The organism is Pseudomonas sp. HC1(2025), from assembly GCF_058742075.1.
In genome coordinates, this window is the sequence record NZ_CP196017.1 from 4,274,897 (window position 1) to 4,293,386 (window position 18,490).

An 18,490-nucleotide genomic window follows, 5' to 3' on the forward strand; every position below is an offset into this window, starting at 1 on the left:
CGCAAAAATCCAACCGGGTGTTTTCAGCTTGGAATATTCGGTGACAAACGGTGCGATGCAGCAGTACTGCGGCCTACACGGTGGTTCTACCTTTCATACACATTTTACCCACAGCGTTATCCACAGGTAGTGCGTTGCTAAGCCCCCCAAAACGCATTATCTTGTACCTCGTTGCCAAAAAAACCCTACATGTAGGGTTTCAAGCGAAAAGACCAAACACAAATCAGACAAGAAACTCAAGTGCTTTCTTGCTCCTGTTTGGTGGAACTTAAACCTTTTTCGAAAGCCCAAACCGCGCACGCGGATGGCTGCTGTTTTCAAGCCCGAAGGGGAGAAAGCGGTACGGGTGTTGCAATACAAACCACACCCACTCAGGAATACGGCAAAGAGCCCAAGGCTCGGCGCCGAAGACTTCGGCATGGAAGCGGCGCGAACAGCTCCCTTCCTCCTGTCCCGAGGTTGTTATGCCAGGCCAAGGCCTGTTGTAAGTGCTTCAGGACGGAACGGTGGGCACCGTGATGGTGCCCAAATAAATATAGAATGTGGAGACAACCCCCCATGCAAACCGACACAACTCGCGAGAACCCGCAAGGCTCCGTGCCGCAGGGCGCTGATTCGAATATGGATCTGTCCGCCACCGCGCCCGGCCAATTGCGCGTGATCAAGCGTAACGGCACTGTCGTTCCTTACACCGATGACAAAATCACCGTCGCCATCACCAAAGCGTTTCTTGCAGTTGAAGGCGGCACCGCTGCCGCTTCGTCGCGTATCCACGACACCGTTGCCCGCCTGACCGAACAAGTCACCGCGACCTTCAAGCGTCGCATGCCCTCGGGCGGCACCATTCACATCGAAGAAATCCAGGACCAGGTCGAACTGGCCCTGATGCGTGCCGGCGAGCAGAAAGTGGCCCGCGACTACGTGATCTACCGTGATTCGCGTGCCAAGGAACGTGCCGTACACGCACCGTCCGCCGAAGCCGTGCAAGCTCACCCGTCGATCCGCATCACCCTGGCTGATGGTTCGTTCGCGCCCCTGGACCTGGGCCGCCTGAACACCATCATCACCGAAGCCTGCGAAGGCCTTGAAGAAGTCGACGGCGACCTGATCCAGCGTGAAACCCTGAAGAACCTGTACGACGGCGTGGCCCTGACCGACGTCAACACCGCCCTGGTGATGACCGCCCGTACCCTGGTTGAGCGTGAGCCGAACTACTCGTTCGTCACCGCCCGCCTGTTGATGGACACCCTGCGTGCCGAAGGCCTGGGTTTCCTGAAAGTCGCCGAGAGCGCTACCCACCACGAAATGGCCGACCTGTATGCCAAGGCCCTGCCTGCCTACATCGCCAAGGGTATCGAATTCGAATTGCTGAACCCGATCCTGGCCACCTTCGACCTGGAAAAACTCGGCAAGGCCATCAACCACGAGCGTGACCAACAGTTCACCTACCTGGGCCTGCAAACCCTGTATGACCGTTACTTCATCCACAAGGACGGGATCCGCTTCGAACTGCCGCAGGTGTTCTTCATGCGCGTGGCCATGGGCCTGGCGATCGAAGAGAAGAACAAAGAAGACCGTGCCATCGAGTTCTACAACCTGTTGTCGTCCTTCGACTACATGTCGTCGACCCCGACCCTGTTCAACGCCGGCACCCTGCGTCCACAGCTGTCGAGCTGCTACCTGACCACCGTGCCGGATGACCTGTCGGGCATCTACCACGCGATCCACGACAACGCCATGCTGTCCAAATTCGCCGGCGGCCTGGGCAATGACTGGACTCCGGTGCGTGCACTGGGTTCGTACATCAAGGGCACCAACGGCAAGTCCCAGGGCGTTGTACCGTTCCTCAAAGTCGTGAACGACACCGCTGTAGCGGTGAACCAGGGTGGCAAGCGCAAAGGCGCTGTCTGTGCCTACCTGGAAACCTGGCACATGGACATTGAAGAGTTCATCGAGCTGCGCAAGAACACCGGTGATGACCGTCGTCGTACCCACGACATGAACACCGCCAACTGGATCCCTGACCTGTTCATGAAGCGTGTCTTCGATGACGGCCCGTGGACCCTGTTCTCGCCATCCGAAGTGCCTGACCTGCACGACCTGACCGGCAAGGCTTTCGAAGAGCGTTACGAGTACTACGAAGCCCTGTCCCAGTACCCAGGCAAGATCAAGCTGTTCAAGACCATCCAGGCCAAAGACCTGTGGCGCAAGATGCTGTCGATGCTGTTCGAAACCGGCCACCCATGGTTGACCTTCAAAGACCCGTGCAACCTGCGCAGCCCACAGCAGCACGTGGGCGTGGTCCACAGCTCGAACCTGTGCACCGAGATCACCTTGAACACCAACAAGGACGAGATCGCCGTTTGCAACCTGGGCTCGATCAACCTGCCGAACCACATCGTGGGCGGCAAGCTGGACACCGCCAAGTTGGAACGCACCGTCAACACCGCCGTACGCATGCTCGATAACGTTATCGACATCAACTACTACTCGGTGCCACAGGCGCAGAATTCCAACTTCAAGCACCGTCCGGTCGGCCTGGGGATCATGGGCTTCCAGGATGCTTTGTACCTGCAGCACATTCCCTACGGTTCGGACGCTGCGGTCGAATTCGCCGACAAGTCCATGGAAGCGGTCAGCTACTACGCGATCCAGGCTTCCTGCGACCTGGCCGACGAGCGCGGCGCCTACGAGACGTTCCAGGGTTCGCTGTGGTCCAAGGGCATCCTGCCGCTGGACTCGCAACAGATCCTGATCGAGCAGCGTGGCCAGAAGTACATCGACGTTGACCTCAACGAATCCCTGGACTGGGCGCCGGTACGTGCCCGTGTGCAGAAAGGTATTCGTAACTCCAACATCATGGCCATCGCACCGACCGCGACCATCGCCAACATCACTGGCGTGTCGCAGTCGATCGAACCGACCTACCAGAACCTGTATGTGAAATCGAACCTGTCGGGCGAATTCACCGTGATCAACCCGTACCTGGTCCGCGACCTGAAAGCACGCGGCCTGTGGGACTCGGTCATGATCAACGACCTGAAGTACTACGACGGTTCGGTGCAGCAGATCGAGCGCATCCCGCAAGAACTCAAGGAGCTCTACGCGACGGCCTTCGAAGTGGACACCAAGTGGATCGTTGACGCCGCCAGCCGTCGTCAGAAGTGGATCGACCAGGCCCAGTCCCTGAACCTGTACATCGCCGGTGCTTCGGGCAAGAAGCTCGACGTGACCTACCGCATGGCTTGGTACCGTGGCCTGAAAACCACCTACTACCTCCGTGCCCTGGCCGCGACCAGCACCGAGAAGTCGACCATCAACACCGGTAAGCTGAACGCTGTATCCAGCGGCAACCACGGTGATGATTCGGTGCTGGCTGCTCCAGCCGGTCCGGCGCCAGTGCCAAAGGCCTGCGCGATTGACGAGCCGGATTGCGAAGCTTGCCAATAAGCTGAGCCCGCCCTGGGGCTAACCCTCCAAGGCTGAAAAGCCCCCGATACACCCAAAGTGTATCGGGGGCTTTCTTTTGCCCGGAAAAACCCTCGTACGAGACTAGATCAACACGGTGGCTATACCCGATGCAGGCACACCGCCTCGCTGCCCCCACAGCTCAATGCGGCCGTCAATCACCGCCATCGAATGGCCGCCGTACTCCACCGTCCCGACCTTGCTGTTCCTCAAGTCGGCATCGGTCGCCTGCCTGTAAAGCCCCTTGAGCCCTATGCGGTCCAAACCCTCTCGCGAATACTCTCCATCGTTAAGGGTCTTGATGGCATCCTTGAAACTGCGCGCAGCCTTACCATCGTTGTTTTCCATCTGGGCCCGCTTGGCGCTCGCGGCAAATATGAAGTTGGCGGACGTTATCATCGAAGGATCATCTCCCTCGAATCGGGCCTCCTTTGCGGCCTCCTTGAATTCTTCCTTGGAAAAATGAACCTTGTATCCATCGCGCATCGTCACGTCATAGCCATCGCCCGCCCCTTTAACCTCCTTGAACACATCCGTAGGCTCCTTGCCATACCGCATCATGGCGGCCTTTATTGCGGAAACCGTCACACAATTGCCGTCAGGCCCTTGCTTGAAACCACTCCAGATATTGCCCGATTCTTTACCGGTTCCCGGCTTTTGACCGGGGTTGCTGTTATCAGGCTTGTAGTTGAAATAATTCCTCCCGTTGGTATAAGGCTTATCGGACATTTTTTCGGCAGGGCCAAACCCCGCAGGGTTCACTCTACCGCCGCCGCCACCGCCACCTCTTGGCGATGGCGGGCTGGGTGGCGCTACGTCATCACTGGGAAACCATTCGTCCAGCATCCGCTTGAGAAACTCGAGAAACTTGCTATCCGCGCTCTCGCCCAGCTTGTTTAGCGCCTCCTTGAATTTTTCGTCACCCATTTTCTGGCGCAGATCATTCAACTTGTCGCGCAGATCCTGCACCGTCTGGGTCTTGCCGGCTTGCTCGGCATCGAACAGTTGGCTGAGCAACGTCTTGACCGTCGACGCTTCGCCAGCAGGCCCAACGGCAGGCAACACCGTCGGTGCCGCAGCCGGTGTGAACATCACGCGCCCCGTACCTGGTGCAGACCACCCTAGACTCTCCATGCTCCGCCCTCCCAAGATTGGTGAGCCAACAGGGCTCTGGCCCCATCAGTGGCGAAGCAGGAGCGGAGTGTTCCTTCCCATGCATTTCAACGCGTTACCTGATGCTCTGCGCTGGGTTTTCCTACGCCCACAAAAAAGCCCCTCCTAGGAGGGGCTTCTTGTGCAGCACTAGCGCATCAGGTCATCTGAATGATGGTCTGCATGATGGTGCTCTGGGTGGAGATGGTCTTGGCGTTCGCCTGGTAGTTGCTCTGGGCCTTGATCAGGTCCACCAGCTCATTGGTCAGGTTGACGTTGGAGTTCTCCAGGGAGTTGGCCACGATCGAGCCCAGGGTCCCGGCTTCTGGTGCATCGTAGCCAGGCTGGCCCGAGGCGAAGGTTTCTTTCCAGGTGGTGCCACCTGCGGGCTGCAGGCCTTGCTCATTATTGAAGCTGGCCAGGGAGATCTGGCCGATGGCCTTGCTCTGCTGGTTGCTGAAGGTGGCGAACAGCACACCGCTGCCGTCGATTTTCAGCCCGGTGATTTCGCCGGTGGCATAGCCATCAGTGATCGGCGGGTTGCGGTAGCTGGCCGAGTTGTACTGAGTGATATCAGACATGTTGATCGCAATACCGCCCGGGTTGGCAGCAGCCCCGTTGTCAGGGTTCCACACGCCATTGTCCATGACGCCCGGCTTCCAGTTGCTGATGGTCAGGGTGGTGTTGGATACGGTGCTTGGCGGAGTGACGATCCCCTTGAGCGTGCCTGATGTATCAAATGTCACCGTGGAGGCCACCGGCGCAACCGCACCTGTGCCCTTGACCGGCGTACCGTCAGGATTGCGTCCGTCGATCAGGGTGTAGGACTTCCAGGTATTGGAGCCGGTTTTCACCATGTACTGCACCATCTCATGGGCATTGCCTTGAGTGTCATACAACGTGGTGCCGTACTGCTCGGTAAACGTGCTCGCTTCAGTCGGATCAAACGGGCTGGTCGTCTGGTCGATCACCGGCTTGGAGGAGTTCAGGTTGCTGCTGGAATCAACCTTGGTCGACGCTTTGGGCGGCAAGTTGGACAGGTTGATCCGCAGGTCGGTCAGGCCGCTCTTGGAGATTTTGCCATCTTCATCGGCAGCGTAGCCCTGCAGGCGCGAGGTGCCGGTGTTGTTGGTGATGTAGCCGTCCTTGTTCGCCTGGAACGAGCCATTACGGGTGTACTCCAGCGAGCCGTCGCTGCCCTTCTGCACGAAGAAGCCGCCGCCCTGGATACCCATGTCCAACACGCCACCGCTGCCGTTGACTTCACCCTGGGTGAATTGTTGGGAGACCGCCGCCAGGTTAACGCCCGTGCCGATGGTTTTATTGCCAGTGCCCAAGCGGGACGCCGCATAAATGTCGCCGAACTCTGCGCGGGACGACTTGAAGCCAGTGGTCGCGACGTTGGCGATGTTGTTGCCGGTCACGTCCAGTTGTTTGTTGGCCGCATAGAGGCCGCTAAGGCCGATATTAAAAGACATGTTTCTCTCCTCTTGCCGTATCTAGCCGGCTCTATGTACCGATAGTCTGAATTTGCGACAGCTTGATGCTGCCCATGCCGCCAGAAAGATTGAGCAGCATTTCGCCGCCAGTCTGGCTCAAGGTCACGCTGGTGACCGTGGCCGGCAGCGAGGTTTTCAGGGCAACCGAATCACCAGCGTCATTCTTGGTGCTGGCCGCGAAGGTGTAGGTGCCGGAATCCAACTGCTCGCCCGCCTCGTTCTTGCCGTCCCAGATAAAGTCCGACTTGCCGGCGCTCTGGGCGCCCAGATCGATGGTCTTGACCAGCTTGCCGTCCTTGTCGGTGACCTTGACGGTGACGTTGCCCACCGACGAACCCACGGCGACCGAGCCGGTGAAGCTCTTGCTGGTGTCGACCATGGCCTTGTTGGTTTCGATAATCACCGAACGCCCGACCAGCGACGAGGCTTGCAGTGCCTGCGACGACTTGTAGTTGCCGGTGATGGTGTTCACCGAGTCGTTCAGGGTGTTGATGCCTTCCAGGCTGCTGAACTGCGCCAGTTGCGCGACGAACGCGCCGTTGTCCTGGGGCGACAGCGGGTTCTGGTTCTTGAGCTGGGTAACCAGCAGTTGCAGAAACGCATCCTTGCCCAGGGACTGGTTGCCCGAGGCCGCCTTGGCCGTGTCGGCCAGGTTGCCCTGGCTGGACTTGGCATCCTTGACCTTGGAGTCGAACAGACTCTGGATCGTCGACTGATTCGACACATCGTTAGTGACAGACATGCTTTAGCGCCCCTTATCACTGACCGAGGGTCAGGACCTTCTGCATCATGGCTTTGGCGGTGTTCATCATTTCCGCGTTGGTCTGGAACGAGCGACTGGCGGAAATCATGTCAGCCATTTCCTCGACCACGTTGACGTTGGGGTAGTACACGTAGCCCTTTTCGTTCGCGGCAGGATGATTGGGCTCGTAGCGCGCTTCGAGGTTGCTCTGGTCTTCGACCACCCCCAGCACCTGGACGCCCTGGCCGGCAGCATCCTGGCTCTGGAACAACGAATCGCTGCCGCCGTTCTGACCGGCCTGAAACATGGTGGCGAACACCGGGTGCCGGGCGCGGTAGGTCTGGTCGATGCTCGACGACACTGTCTCGGCGTTGGCAATGTTACTGGCGACCGTGTTCAGACGCGTGGTCTGGGCGCTCATGCCACTACCGGCAATATTGAAAACACTGGATAGAGACATGGCTTACTCTCCGCGCAGGGCTGACATCAGCCCTTTGAATTTGCTGTTGAGCAGGGTGAAGCTGGCCTGGAAGTTCACCGAGTTCTCGGCGTAGTTCGATTGCTCCAGCTGCGCATCGACGGTGTTCTGGTCGATCGACGGCTGCATCGGCGTGCGATACATCAGCGACTCATCGCCACTGCTCAGGCCCTGGGCTTCGATATGACGGTTATTGGTCATGTTCAAGGCGAAGGAGCCGTTCTTGGTCTTGTCGCTCTGTGCGGCGAGCACGGCGGCAAAGTCCAGGTCCCGAGCCTTGTAGTTCGGGGTATCGGCGTTGGCGATGTTGTTAGCCAGGACTTCGGCACGCTGGGCGCGGAAGCCCAGGGCTTGTTCGTGGATACCGAGCGCTTTATCGAAGCTGATGCTCATGGCGGAAACCTTTAGGGGCTGACCTGCTTTTCGTAACAGGGTTATAGCAAGCCCCATGCCAGGTTTATCAACCCCAATAAATCAAGGGGTTAGGCAGGCATTGCCGGCGGCAATGGCGCAAAAGCGGCAACGCTTTTCCGCGAAACGTCAGGAAAGCGGCAATGGGCATTGCCGTTTAAAGAAAGCGGCAGGAGCCGGATTGCCGGTTCCTGCGGAGGTGGCCTGGAGGAGTGCCATCAAGTCAGAACCAATACGTTCTCTTTCCATTCGTGCCCCCTGCCATCGGAAATCTTGCCCGCTGTGGCTCGCTGTCCCACTTTGCCCCAGCGCTCCTCCATTCCCCCAATTACCGCCATCGAGTGCGCGGTACCGGCACCGCCCACATCCTTGTCTATCGTACCCACCATGCCACTTTGCAAGTCGCGCAAAGTCCCCTGCCTGACATGATCCTTCAGGCCCAACCGGACAAACACATCCTTGGTGTACTCACCGTTTTTAAGAGAGTCCAAGGCCTTGGCATAGCTGTGCCCTGATCCTTCGTGGTTTTCGTTCTGCGCCCGCTTGGCACTGACGGCGTATATAAAGCTGGCGTCCTTGATCATCGCGGGATCACTTCCTTTGAGCCCGGCGTGCTGGGTGGCCTGTTGCAGTTCCTGCCGGGTCAAATCCACGGTTTTCCCATCCCGCATGGTGACATGGTAGCCATTGGCGGTTTTCTTCACGTCCTTGAAGATATCGGTCGGTTTCTGGCCAAAACGCTGCATTGAGGCCTTGATGGCTGAAATAGTGGCGCAGTTGCCGTTTTCACTCTGGAAAAAACCGCCAAAAATATCCGCGGTTTTTCTCCCCGGCGTCGCGCTATTGGAAGGAAAAAAATTGTTGTGAGCCAGGGCAGAATTACCGCCGGATGGATAAGCGCCATAATTGAAAGGCTGGCTCGAAGCCCTGGGATTACCCGAGACAAAATTCATACCCGGCGGCCTGGGGCCATGGGCGCCAAATACAGGCCTTGAACCTGCCTGCCCTCTTCCCGCCAAGGGGTCATCGATACGCCGCTGTTCAACTGAAGAATCGAATGCAAACCGTGCGCCTTGCGGACCGTACCCTGATGAAACGTTTCCCATACACCCTCCTTCTGGTGAGCGCGACGAAGAGTCAATCCCACCGTCGCAAACACGACTTTTCGTATTGGGCGGGCTGAATTTGCCCACCCAATGCTGGGTGGTGAGGAAGGAAACATCAGTTCCAGCAGGGCACGCCCCAGGATCGCCGGACAAAAAAAAGGAGCCCCTGGGGGCTCCCTTTTGCGTCGGCTCGGCTCAAGCCATCACTTGGCCTGGTAGATAATGCCTGGGCTGCACTGCACCATCTGGTAATGATCCGGCAAACCGTTCAGCGCCTCGGACGCGCCGAGGAACAAATAGCCGCCACGCTTGAGCGTACCGTGGATGCGCAGCAGGATGTCCTTCTTCACTTCAGCCGAGAAGTAGATCAAGACGTTGCGGCAAAACACGATGTCGAACTTGCCAAGGCTGGCGTAGCTGTCCAGCAGGTTGAACGAGCGGAACTCCACCCGGCTCTTGATCGGCGCCTTGACCGCCCAGCGCCCGGCGCCCTTGGGGTCGAAGTAACGCTGCAGGCGCTCCGGGGACAGGCCGCGGCCCAGGGCCAGGCTGTCATATTCGCCGGTCTTGCAGTTGGTCAGCATGGTGCCGGACAGGTCAGTGGCAACAATTTGCACCCCGGCCTTCAACTGGCCCATGTTGGTCCGTTCGAACTCATCGATGGACATCGACAGCGAATAGGGTTCCTGCCCAGACGAACACGCCGCCGACCAGATGCGCAAGCGCTGGCCAGGGCTAGCCTTGATGGCCTCGGGCAATACCTTGTTCTTGAGCACCTCGAAGGGGTAGGTGTCACGAAACCACAGGGTTTCGTTGGTAGTCATGGCATCGACCACCATCTCCTTGAGCCCGCTGCGCGGTTGGCCCTGGATGCGCTGTACCAACTCGCCCAGGGACTTGATGCCCTGCTGCTCCATCAATTTGTTGAGACGGCTTGATACCAGGTATTGCTTGTTTTCACCGAGCAATATGCCACAGGCTTTTTCCAGGAAGACCCGGAACTGTTCGAAATCCAAATTACCCGTAGACAATGAAACCGCCTCTTAACTCGTGTGACCGCCAGGGAGAAAGCCCCTAGCCGTGATCTGCAGATTTGATCCGTTCAACGACCCGGGATGCCAGGTCATCAGGACGGAATTTGGCCAGGAAGTCATCGGCACCGACCTTCTTGACCATTGCCTGGTTGAATACACCGGACAATGAAGTATGCAGGATGATATGCAATTTTTGCATGCGTGGGTCGTTGCGTATCTCGGCCGTGAGGGTGTAGCCGTCCATTTCCGGCATCTCGATGTCGGAAATCATCATCAGGAATTCTTCTTCCGGCTTCTTGCCTTCATCCACCAGCTTGCGCAGGTAGTCCAGCGCCTGGCGGCCGTCATTGAGCGCCACCACTTCGACACCGACGGTCTGCAGGCACCGGGACACCTGCTTGCGCGCCACCGACGAGTCATCCACCGTCAACACCCGCAGGGACACGGCCTTCTGCTGGGTCTGCTCATCCACCACACCCACCGAAATATGCTCCGACGTCGGCGCCACTTCCGCGAGGATCTTCTCCACGTCGATGATTTCCACCAACTGGTTATCGACCCGCGTCACTGCCGTGAGGTAGTGGTCGCGCCCGGTGCCCTTGGGTGGTGGATGGATCTCTTCCCAGTTCATGTTGACGATACGTTCCACCGAGCGCACCAGGAAACCCTGGGTCTTGGTGTTGTACTCGGTGATGATCACAAACGGGTTCTCGCGATCCTGCAAACCGGCAGAACCGGTGGCCATCGCCAGGTCAAGAATCGGAATCGTCGAGCCACGGATGTTGGCCACGCCACACACCACCGGGTTGGACTTGGGCATTATGGTGAGCTTGGGGCATTGCAGCACCTCCCGCACCTTGAAGACGTTGATGCCATATAGCTGCTTGCCATCGAGTCGAAACAGCAACAACTCCAGGCGATTCTGCCCTACCAGCTGTGTGCGCTGGTTCACTGAATCCATTACACCCGCCATGCCCAGACTCCTACGCTACAAAACTTACGGGTACGACGCGCCCCCAACACGAAACGGCACGCGCTTTGCTTTTTATTGGCCATGGACATCAAAACGACAGTTTCCCGACGCCTTCGCTCGCCACAGTACCGCAGATTACTCTGCGCCTGGATGGCGTTGCTTGCCTTGGGCGCAGGCCACCAGGCCCACGCCGACAACGTCACCTTGCCTGATCTGCTTATCGGCGTCACTCAAGGCTTTCTTGAGTTCACTGTAGAAGATTATCTGGCGAGCACCCAGACACCGGGCCGTTATGAAATCCAGGTCAACCAACTGGACCCGCGTTTGCGCATGCCCATGTGCGACAAGGAATTGACAGGCTCCCTGGAAAGCCCAGCCCAGCCCATTGGTCGCGTGACCGTGCGCGTGCGCTGCGACGGCAGTTCGCCCTGGACCGTGTTCGTGCCGGCCCAGGTCCGGTTGTTTCGTGACGTAGTGACCGTTACTCGCCCGCTCAAGCGTACCGGCATCATCGGCTTTGAAGACGTGGCCCTGCGCGAGCGAGACATCAGCCAGATCAGCCAGGGCTACCTCACCTCCGTGGACCAGGCGGTCGGGCAGAAACTGACCCGACCAATGGTAACCGACCAGGTCATCACCCTGGTTCACCTGGAACAGGCAGAAGTGGTGCGCAAAGGTGACCAGGTGGTGATATCCGCCAGCAGTGGCGGCCTGAACGTGAAAATGCCGGGAGAAGCCCTGGCCAATGGCGGGATGAGCGAACAGATTCGCGTGAAGAACCTCAACTCCAAGCGCGTGATCAAGGCCCGGGTAACAGCGCCTGGCCAGGTGGAGGTCGCGCTATAGATCACTGGCGTGGGACGCTGGCTTTTCCTACACTGTGCCGAGATCACGCTGTACACAGGTTTATTGTCGATCGAGCCTAAAGTTTGTCCGGGTATGGCCGAAAACATGGCAAGCGTCCAAATACCCAGAGGTTTTTTAACATGGTCATTGATTTCAGCCGATTGAACAGCGCCCAGGCAACGCCCGGCGGCACGCGTACCAACGCGGCCAAGGACAGCGTTGAAGCCAAGGCCCCGGCACTGCCCGCCAAGACAGAACAAACCGCTTCGACCCAAAGTGGCGAATCGGTGCATTTGAGCAACGAGGCTCAACAGTTGCAGAAGATCACGGACTCGCTGCGCGATCAGCCAGTTGTCAATAAAGCCCGCGTGGCCGAGTTGAAACAGGCGATTGCCGATGGCAGCTATCAGATCGACAACGACCGTTTAGCCGGCAAAATCATCAAAGCCGAGCGCTAGGCCAAGGCCTGCGCCAGGCTTTTGGACGCTTAAAACCCAAGGCCAGCCATGCACGACGAAAATCTGCTGCACCTGATCACTGAAGACCTGGCTCCCGCGCAACACCTACTGGAGCTGCTTCAAGACGAATTCGTAGCCCTGTGCGGCCGCGATATGCGCCTGCTGGAAGATATCCTGGCACGCAAGCAATCGTTGATCATCCTGCTTGAACAACACGGCCAGAAACGCAGCCAGATCCTGCTCAGCCTGGGCCTGCCCGCTGATCACAGCGGCCTGGAGCAGTTGGCCAGCCACTCGTCGGTCGGCGACCAGTTGCTGGCCCAGAGCGCAGCGCTCAATGAGTTGTTGATCAACTGCCAGCAAGCCAATGTGCTCAATGGCCAGTCGATCCAACTGCAGCAAGCCACCACCGCCAACCAGCTGCGCATCCTCCATGGCGGCGAACCTCCAGCACTGTATAACGCCCAGGGCTCCACCTCACGGCTGGTCAAGCCCAGCACCCTCAGCCAAGCCTGACGCCGGTTTATTGCGCGCCCTATCAAGGCGTGCCACATGCTGGCAAAATGCCGGTTCTTGCGTGTAGTCGTATTTTGTCTGGAGATGGAAGAACCGTGTTCAACACCCTTAGCGCGGAAGATGCTCCGCAGCCCCCCAAGGTCCTCACCACCCCTCTGGAAATTGCCAGCACCCTGCGGCTGCTGCAAGAGAGCCACGACCCGCTGATCATCACCTTCCACGAACGCAACCAGCGCTTCCAAAGCTACCTGGTGGATGTCGACAAGGACAGCAAGACCCTGAGCCTGGACGAAATGATCCCGCCCGAAGGTGAACGCTATCTGGAGAATGGCGAAGCATTTCGTATCGAAGGCTTTCACGAAGGCGTGCGCGTGGCCTGGGACAGCAATGGCCCGCTGACCATCGGCGCAAAGGACGGCCACCGCATCTATAAAGGCAGCCTGCCAGAAGAAGTGGTCTACCATCAGCGCCGCAATGCCTTTCGCGCGGCATTGAAACTGGCGCAACTGGTGAATATCGAACTGGGTGGCGAGAAACTCAAGGCACCTATCAGTGGCAAGCTGCTGGATATCTCCGCCACCGGCTGCAAGCTGCGTTTTGAAGGTGATATCTCCGAGCGCCTGCAACTGGGCCAGGTGTACGACCGCTTTATCGCCGCCCTGCCCTTCGGCAGCATGACCACGGCGGTGGAGCTGCGCTACCTGCACTTCGAAGAAAGGATCAACACCACCTTTGCCGGTGTGCGCTTTCACAACATGAGCGGCCTGGTGCAGCGCCAGGTTGAGCGGTTTGTCTACCAACTGCAGCGCGAGGCGCGACGGTTCGATAAAGACGACGACATGTAAGCGCCAAACCACAGGCACAAAAAAACGGGCAGCTCCTTTGGGAACTGCCCGTTTTTTGTTTCAGGGACGGGCCCGGCTCAGGTCATGCGGGTGTTCATCCGGGTCAGGATGCTCCGGCGGCTCGGGCTCGGGCTGCGGCTCCATCTCCGGCTCTGCGTCGGGCGCAGGCTCTGGCGCGGCGGTTTGCATCTGGTCCTGGACCACCTGCTCATCCACACGCGGGTCGAGGGCTGCCACCAATGGCGAACTGGACATGCTGTCGGGCATGGCCACGTGGTGCAACGGCGCGTCGTCCACCTGATGCAGGTTAGTCACAGCCTTGGGGCGAATACGCCAGACCAGGATCAATGCGCACAGGCTGAAGAAGGCATAGAGCATCTGGTTGCCAAACAGCTTCATCACCACGCCGGCCAGCAACGGCCCGATACTCGCGCCCACCCCGTAGGTCACCAGCAACATCGCGGTGAGCGACACTCGGCGATCACCTTCGACATGGTCATTGGAAAATGCCACGGCCAGCGGATAGAGGCAGAACTGCACCAACGAGCACAGGAACCCGGCAATAAACAGCACTTCCAGCGGCACCTGGGTCATGATCGCCAGCGGCAATGCCGCCACCGCCAGGCACAGGGCGAAACAGCGAATCAACAAGGCGCGGTCATAGCGATCGGACAGCCAGCCCAGCGGCCACTGCACCAACAGGCCGGCAAAAATGCAGCTACCCATGAACAGGCCGACCTGCTCGGTGCTCAAGCCCTGTTGGGCCGCGTACAGCGGCGCCAGGCCATAGAAGGAGCCGACGATCAGGCCCGCCCCCAACACCGTACTCAAAGACTGCGGCACGCGCTTGATAAAGAAGCGCGGCTCCATCGGCGCCGGATGCAAGGGCGCGGGGTGAATACGCCGGGTCATGGCGACCGGCACCAGGCACAGGGCAAAACACAGCGCCACCAGCATCAGCAACTCAAGCCCCAATTGGGGGTGCATGACCAGAATCAGCTGGCCCAGCACCAGGCCCAGGTACGACGCGATCATATAGCCGCTGAACACCACGCCACGCTGCTTGGCATCCGCCTGCTCGTTGAGCCAGCTCTCGATCACCATGTACTGGCACATCATGCCGAGGCCGACGATTATCCGTAGCACGATCCAGGCCGGCAGCCAGTCCACCAGGCCATGGCCCAGCACCGCCGCACCGACAATCCCGGCACAGGTGGCATAGGCCCGGATATGACCAACGCGGGCGATCAGGCGATGCCCGATCTTGCCACCCAGCACCAGGCCAAAATAGTTGGCCGCCATCAGCGCACCGACCCATAGGCTGTCGACGTTATCCGCCGCCAGGCGCAAGGCCAGGTAAGTACTGAGCAGGCCGGAGCCGATCAGCATCATCAAGGAGGCGAAATAAAGGGCTCGAAAAGATTTCCAGATCTGGCGCATCGGCGTTCCGAGCGGCTCCTTGCAGTGGGTGTCAGGCAATTCGCACTAGCCTGAGGGCGAAGCGTCGTTAAGCCCAGGCACCCAACTACACAGGCACCCAGGGGCATTTTGATCCAGCAAGCGGCACAACCTCGGGATCACCGAAGCATGCAGCCTTCGATGAACTTGGCACCCAACAGTTCCTTCGCTGTTCAGCTACGTGTCAGACGCATCCAGACCGGGGGCGAGGTACAAGGTTTTAACAATATATCTCGCCAGCCAACCCAAAGGCACTGGCCAAGCGGCCAAGAAAACAGCCGCCCATAAAAAAACCCCGCCAGCAAAATCTGATCGGGGTTTTTCAGCGTCTCGGCCAGGGTGGAGGCGAGACTGCAAATGGTGTCCCAGGGCCGGTTCGAACGGCCAACCTTCCCCTTAGGAGGGGGATGCTCTATCCAATTGAGCTACTGGGACTTATGACAGGCGCAAGGCCAAATGGCGTCGCGACAGACGGCGTGCATGTTAACGGCCAAGGTGAGTTTTGTCATGTCGTCCGCAAGCTTTTTAGGCGTAAGCCGTTAACGCGCCCACCTCCTGCCTACAGGGCTGCCAAGACCCATCGTGCAAAATGCACTAGCACGAAAGGCCATCATTGCATCTTGCAACGAGCCATACTTTTGAGATCAATCTAACATACTGTTTTTTAAGGATTTTTATCAAAATAGCAGCTGGCACGATGACTGCACTCTTTACCCTTAACAATCTGTCCTGCACATGAACACGGGGAAACACCCATGAACAGCACCCTCCTGCTTCTGAATGCCCTGGCCCTGGCGGTACTGGTGATGTTCCAGTTCCAGACCAGTGGCGATAGCGATGCAGCGCAGATCAGCCACACAGGCAGCCACCAGACCCAGCAACGCGCGCAACTGGCAGTGATGACAGCCAATGGGCAACCCTCTGTTCAGTTGGCACAAGGCGCGCAGGCCGCCGGCACTTCTGAGCACTGGATTTTCTAAGCGAGCCGATCATGACCAAGACCACCTGGCTGTTTTTCATTCTGACCCTCATCACCGGCGTCATGGGGCTCAGCGCCACGTCGAATGATTGGCACACCCTTTCCCTAGGCGCCTGCGCCGTGTTCGCCAGCGCGTGGGTGATTGCCGCAATTGTCGGGCGTCGCTTCAAGTTCGACCCGGTTCTGCGCTGAACAACCGATTCACCCCCGCCCTCCTCACCTCACCTGTCGCCCGACCTTATGTCGCCTGGGCGCGCAAATCGGCCATTTGCCACTAGTCTTAAAAATAAGGGCAAAAGGCCACATTGCTATAGGATGTGCGCCGCAAGACCCTCGGGCATCGAGAGCCTGCGCTGCGAATACTGCGCAGAAAAGTTTTCTAACCAGTCCGCAAATTTGATAATGAGTACTGGCATAAAGCCTGTAGTCAGTTCAATATTTGTCACAGAATTGACGCCAAGGAACCGGCAAATCTGAGGCATGATGCGGCCTCTTTGCAATTCAGGTTGAACATTTGTCCGCAAACCTTGTCCTAACACACATGTTGCGGCCAATTCCAAAAACCGCTCCCCTGAACTAACCGGTTAAATATATGCGCCCATTGAAACAGGCAATTTATTCCAGCCGTACGGCTGACAAGTTCGTCGTACGTCTGCCAGACGGAATGCGGGAACGCATTGCCGAGGTGGCTCGCAATCATCACCGCAGCATGAACTCTGAAATCATCGCGCGCATGGAGCAAAGCCTTATTCAGGAAGGCGCTCTGGGTGATGAGCTGAGCATGCGTATGGACAGCCCGGAGCTGTCACTGCACGAACGCGAGCTGCTACAGCGGTTTCGCCAACTGTCCCACCGTCAGCAAAATGCGCTTGTGTCGCTGATTGCCCATGACGTTGAGGCAGCCGCAGAAGCCGAATAACCGGCAACTGAAAGCTGAAGCCAGCCTTGCGCTGGCTTTTTTTTGCGTGGTTTTTTTACTTTGGATGCAGGAGCCGGCTTGCCGGCCCCTATTGGGTTCAAAGCAGGAAGATCGTCGCCAAGCCCAGGAAGATGAAGAAGCCACCGCTGTCAGTCATGGCCGTGATCATCACACTGGCGCCCATCGCCGGATCGCGCCCAAGGCGCGCGAGGGTCATGGGGATCAACACCCCCATCAAGGCCGCCAGTAGCAGGTTGAGGGTCATGGCCGCAGTCATGACCACGCCCAGGGACCAACTGCCATACAGCAGATAGGCCACCACCCCAATAACCCCCCCCCACACCAGGCCATTGATCAGGCCCACCGCCAATTCCTTGCGCATCAGGCGCGAGGTATTACCCGTGCTCACCTGGTCCAGGGCCATCGCCCGCACGATCATGGTGATGGTCTGGTTACCCGAGTTACCACCAATACCGGCCACGATCGGCATCAGCGCCGCCAACGCCACCAGCTTCTCGATAGAGCCTTCAAACAGGCCGATCACCCGCGAGGCAATGAACGCAGTAATCAGGTTGACCGCCAGCCACGCCCAACGGTTGCTCAGGGATCGCCAGACTGACGCAAAAATATCTTCCTCTTCACGCAGACCCGCCATGTTGAGGACTTCGTTTTCGCTTTCCTCACGGATCAGGTCGACCATCTCATCGATGGTCAAACGGCCGATCAGCTTGCCGTTCTTGTCGACCACCGGGGCCGAAATCAAGTCATAACGCTCGAATGCCTGGGCGGCATCGTAGGCGTCTTCATCGGGATGAAAGCTCACCGGATCGCTGGCCATGACCTCGGCCACTTGTTTGTCCGGGTCGTTGACCAGCAGGCGCTTGATCGGCAGCACGCCCTTGAGGATGCCCTCGTAGTCGACCACAAACAGCTTGTCGGTGTGCCCCGGCAGTTCCTTGAGGCGCCGCAGGTAGCGCAAGACCACTTCCAGGCTGACATCCTCACGGATAGTCACCATCTCGAAGTCCATCAATGCGCCGACTTGCTCCTCGTCATAGGACAACGCGGAGCGCACGCGCTCACGCTGCTGACCGTCGAGGGTCTCCATCAGCTCATGGACAACATCACGGGGCAGCTCAGGGGCGAGGTCGGCCAGTTCGTCGGCGTCCATCTCCTTGGCCGCAGCCAGGAGCTCGTGATCGTCCATGTCGGCGATCAGGGTTTCACGCACCGAGTCGGATACTTCAAGGAGGATATCGCCATCGCGATCAGCCTTGACCAACTGCCAAAGCGTCAGACGATCGTCCAGCGGCAGGGCTTCAAGGATGTAGGCGACGTCGGCAGAGTGCAGGTCATCGAGCTTGCGCTGCAATTCGACGAGATTCTGCCGATGGACCAGGTTCTCGACCCGGTCTTGATGAGGACCTTCCTGGCGATGGGTCAGATCTTCGACCACACGCTGGCGCTGCAGCAGCTCGACGACTTGAGCCAGACGATCCTGCAGGCTTTCTTGTGTTTTCTTTACTTCTACTTCGGTCATAGGCGAACTCCACTCCCAGCAGCGGGGCACGCCGGAAGGATCAATCAGTCAATTCATGATTGGTAA

The 18,490-nt window shown here is 58.4% G+C and carries 18 protein-coding genes and 1 tRNA gene; 8 read left to right on the top strand and 11 right to left on the bottom strand.

Translation table 11 applies throughout. From position 1 onward, the window contains the following. The first annotated feature begins 558 nt into the window (after positions 1-558). A complete protein-coding gene (locus ACSSVH_RS19000) occupies positions 559-3,450 on the top strand; it encodes a ribonucleoside-diphosphate reductase subunit alpha (RefSeq protein WP_170043770.1) in 2,892 nt (963 codons plus the stop codon). A 102-nt stretch (positions 3,451-3,552) separates the two neighbouring features. Here ACSSVH_RS19000 and ACSSVH_RS19005 read toward each other — a convergent pair whose 3' ends face one another. The 8 genes from ACSSVH_RS19005 to ACSSVH_RS19040 all read right to left on the bottom strand — a co-directional run bounded on the left by ACSSVH_RS19005 (position 3,553) and on the right by ACSSVH_RS19040 (position 10,863). Next, positions 3,553-4,560, bottom strand: coding sequence for a hypothetical protein (locus ACSSVH_RS19005; protein ID WP_492634726.1), 1,008 nt, complete (start codon positions 4,558-4,560; stop codon positions 3,553-3,555). A gap of 218 nt (positions 4,561-4,778) precedes the next feature. Next, positions 4,779-6,098, bottom strand: coding sequence for a flagellar hook protein FlgE (gene flgE / locus ACSSVH_RS19010; RefSeq protein WP_169955180.1), 1,320 nt, complete (start codon positions 6,096-6,098; stop codon positions 4,779-4,781). Between the two features lie 31 nt (positions 6,099-6,129). Next, positions 6,130-6,861: a flagellar hook assembly protein FlgD gene (gene flgD / locus ACSSVH_RS19015; protein ID WP_170056925.1), complete on the bottom strand. Its 732-nt coding sequence runs from the start codon at positions 6,859-6,861 to the stop codon at positions 6,130-6,132. Positions 6,862-6,877: 16 nt separating this feature from the next. Next, positions 6,878-7,321 carry a flagellar basal body rod protein FlgC gene (flgC, locus tag ACSSVH_RS19020; RefSeq protein WP_169955178.1) on the bottom strand — a complete coding sequence of 148 codons (444 nt, stop codon included), beginning with the start codon at positions 7,319-7,321 and terminating at the stop codon, positions 6,878-6,880. 3 nt (positions 7,322-7,324) lie between these two features. Continuing rightward, the gene (gene flgB, locus ACSSVH_RS19025; RefSeq protein WP_057439685.1) at positions 7,325-7,732 is read right to left on the bottom strand and encodes a flagellar basal body rod protein FlgB; all 408 of its coding nucleotides are present in this window, start codon (positions 7,730-7,732) and stop codon (positions 7,325-7,327) included. Positions 7,733-7,968: 236 nt separating this feature from the next. Then, a complete protein-coding gene (locus ACSSVH_RS19030; RefSeq protein ID WP_170056924.1) occupies positions 7,969-8,856 on the bottom strand; it encodes a hypothetical protein in 888 nt (295 codons plus the stop codon). A gap of 203 nt (positions 8,857-9,059) precedes the next feature. Further along, a complete protein-coding gene (gene cheR, locus ACSSVH_RS19035; RefSeq protein ID WP_057439687.1) occupies positions 9,060-9,887 on the bottom strand; it encodes a protein-glutamate O-methyltransferase CheR in 828 nt (275 codons plus the stop codon). Positions 9,888-9,930: 43 nt separating this feature from the next. Next, positions 9,931-10,863, bottom strand: a complete 933-nt coding sequence (locus tag ACSSVH_RS19040) for a chemotaxis protein CheV (protein ID WP_169955176.1) — start codon at positions 10,861-10,863, stop codon at positions 9,931-9,933. Between the two features lie 81 nt (positions 10,864-10,944). Between ACSSVH_RS19040 and flgA the strand changes: the two genes are divergently transcribed. The 4 genes from flgA to ACSSVH_RS19060 all read left to right on the top strand — a co-directional run bounded on the left by flgA (position 10,945) and on the right by ACSSVH_RS19060 (position 13,528). Next, complete coding sequence (gene flgA, locus ACSSVH_RS19045; RefSeq protein WP_169955175.1) at positions 10,945-11,709, top strand: flagellar basal body P-ring formation chaperone FlgA; 765 nt, start codon at positions 10,945-10,947, stop codon at positions 11,707-11,709. A 140-nt stretch (positions 11,710-11,849) separates the two neighbouring features. Beyond that, positions 11,850-12,167, top strand: coding sequence for a flagellar biosynthesis anti-sigma factor FlgM (flgM, locus tag ACSSVH_RS19050; protein ID WP_492633606.1), 318 nt, complete (start codon positions 11,850-11,852; stop codon positions 12,165-12,167). A 48-nt stretch (positions 12,168-12,215) separates the two neighbouring features. Then, positions 12,216-12,683, top strand: coding sequence for a flagella synthesis protein FlgN (locus ACSSVH_RS19055; RefSeq protein ID WP_170043774.1), 468 nt, complete (start codon positions 12,216-12,218; stop codon positions 12,681-12,683). Between the two features lie 95 nt (positions 12,684-12,778). After that, entirely contained in the window at positions 12,779-13,528 is a 750-nt protein-coding gene (locus ACSSVH_RS19060) for a flagellar regulator YcgR PilZN domain-containing protein (RefSeq protein ID WP_169955173.1), read from the top strand. Positions 13,529-13,588: 60 nt separating this feature from the next. Here ACSSVH_RS19060 and ACSSVH_RS19065 read toward each other — a convergent pair whose 3' ends face one another. Next, the gene (locus tag ACSSVH_RS19065) at positions 13,589-14,968 is read right to left on the bottom strand and encodes an MFS transporter (RefSeq protein ID WP_169955172.1); all 1,380 of its coding nucleotides are present in this window, start codon (positions 14,966-14,968) and stop codon (positions 13,589-13,591) included. 376 nt (positions 14,969-15,344) lie between these two features. After that, positions 15,345-15,421 (bottom strand) — tRNA-Arg (locus ACSSVH_RS19070). A gap of 320 nt (positions 15,422-15,741) precedes the next feature. On the opposite strand from ACSSVH_RS19070, the gene ACSSVH_RS19075 reads away from it, so the two are divergent. From ACSSVH_RS19075 to ACSSVH_RS19085, 3 genes are all read left to right on the top strand, one after another. Continuing rightward, on the top strand, positions 15,742-15,966 hold the full coding sequence (locus ACSSVH_RS19075; RefSeq protein WP_169955166.1) for a hypothetical protein: 225 nt from the start codon (positions 15,742-15,744) through the stop codon (positions 15,964-15,966). Positions 15,967-15,977: 11 nt separating this feature from the next. Further along, positions 15,978-16,157 (top strand): PA3371 family protein, encoded by a 180-nt coding sequence (locus ACSSVH_RS19080; protein ID WP_169955165.1) that lies wholly within the window; start codon positions 15,978-15,980, stop codon positions 16,155-16,157. Positions 16,158-16,557: 400 nt separating this feature from the next. After that, the gene (locus tag ACSSVH_RS19085) at positions 16,558-16,884 is read left to right on the top strand and encodes an Arc family DNA-binding protein (RefSeq protein WP_029294475.1); all 327 of its coding nucleotides are present in this window, start codon (positions 16,558-16,560) and stop codon (positions 16,882-16,884) included. Positions 16,885-16,981: 97 nt separating this feature from the next. On the opposite strand, the gene mgtE is transcribed toward ACSSVH_RS19085, so the two are convergent. Further along, entirely contained in the window at positions 16,982-18,424 is a 1,443-nt protein-coding gene (mgtE, locus tag ACSSVH_RS19090; RefSeq protein WP_169955164.1) for a magnesium transporter, read from the bottom strand. Between the last annotated feature and the right edge of the window lie 66 nt (positions 18,425-18,490).

What these genes read in the sequence shown, in the direction of transcription:
- flgM (WP_492633606.1), top strand. Translation starts at nt 11,850, where the DNA reads ATGGTCATTGATTTCAGCCGATTGAACAGCGCCCAGGCAACGCCCGGC.
- flgB (WP_057439685.1), bottom strand. Translation starts at nt 7,732, where the DNA reads ATGAGCATCAGCTTCGATAAAGCGCTCGGTATCCACGAACAAGCCCTG.
- mgtE (WP_169955164.1), bottom strand. Translation starts at nt 18,424, where the DNA reads ATGACCGAAGTAGAAGTAAAGAAAACACAAGAAAGCCTGCAGGATCGT.
- ACSSVH_RS19055 (WP_170043774.1), top strand. Translation starts at nt 12,216, where the DNA reads ATGCACGACGAAAATCTGCTGCACCTGATCACTGAAGACCTGGCTCCC.
- ACSSVH_RS19005 (WP_492634726.1), bottom strand. Translation starts at nt 4,560, where the DNA reads ATGTTCACACCGGCTGCGGCACCGACGGTGTTGCCTGCCGTTGGGCCT.
- ACSSVH_RS19040 (WP_169955176.1), bottom strand. Translation starts at nt 10,863, where the DNA reads ATGGCGGGTGTAATGGATTCAGTGAACCAGCGCACACAGCTGGTAGGG.
- ACSSVH_RS19075 (WP_169955166.1), top strand. Translation starts at nt 15,742, where the DNA reads ATGAACAGCACCCTCCTGCTTCTGAATGCCCTGGCCCTGGCGGTACTG.
- ACSSVH_RS19080 (WP_169955165.1), top strand. Translation starts at nt 15,978, where the DNA reads ATGACCAAGACCACCTGGCTGTTTTTCATTCTGACCCTCATCACCGGC.
- flgE (WP_169955180.1), bottom strand. Translation starts at nt 6,098, where the DNA reads ATGTCTTTTAATATCGGCCTTAGCGGCCTCTATGCGGCCAACAAACAA.
- flgC (WP_169955178.1), bottom strand. Translation starts at nt 7,321, where the DNA reads ATGTCTCTATCCAGTGTTTTCAATATTGCCGGTAGTGGCATGAGCGCC.
- ACSSVH_RS19085 (WP_029294475.1), top strand. Translation starts at nt 16,558, where the DNA reads ATGCGCCCATTGAAACAGGCAATTTATTCCAGCCGTACGGCTGACAAG.
- ACSSVH_RS19065 (WP_169955172.1), bottom strand. Translation starts at nt 14,968, where the DNA reads ATGCGCCAGATCTGGAAATCTTTTCGAGCCCTTTATTTCGCCTCCTTG.
- ACSSVH_RS19030 (WP_170056924.1), bottom strand. Translation starts at nt 8,856, where the DNA reads ATGGGAAACGTTTCATCAGGGTACGGTCCGCAAGGCGCACGGTTTGCA.
- flgD (WP_170056925.1), bottom strand. Translation starts at nt 6,861, where the DNA reads ATGTCTGTCACTAACGATGTGTCGAATCAGTCGACGATCCAGAGTCTG.
- flgA (WP_169955175.1), top strand. Translation starts at nt 10,945, where the DNA reads ATGGACATCAAAACGACAGTTTCCCGACGCCTTCGCTCGCCACAGTAC.
- ACSSVH_RS19000 (WP_170043770.1), top strand. Translation starts at nt 559, where the DNA reads ATGCAAACCGACACAACTCGCGAGAACCCGCAAGGCTCCGTGCCGCAG.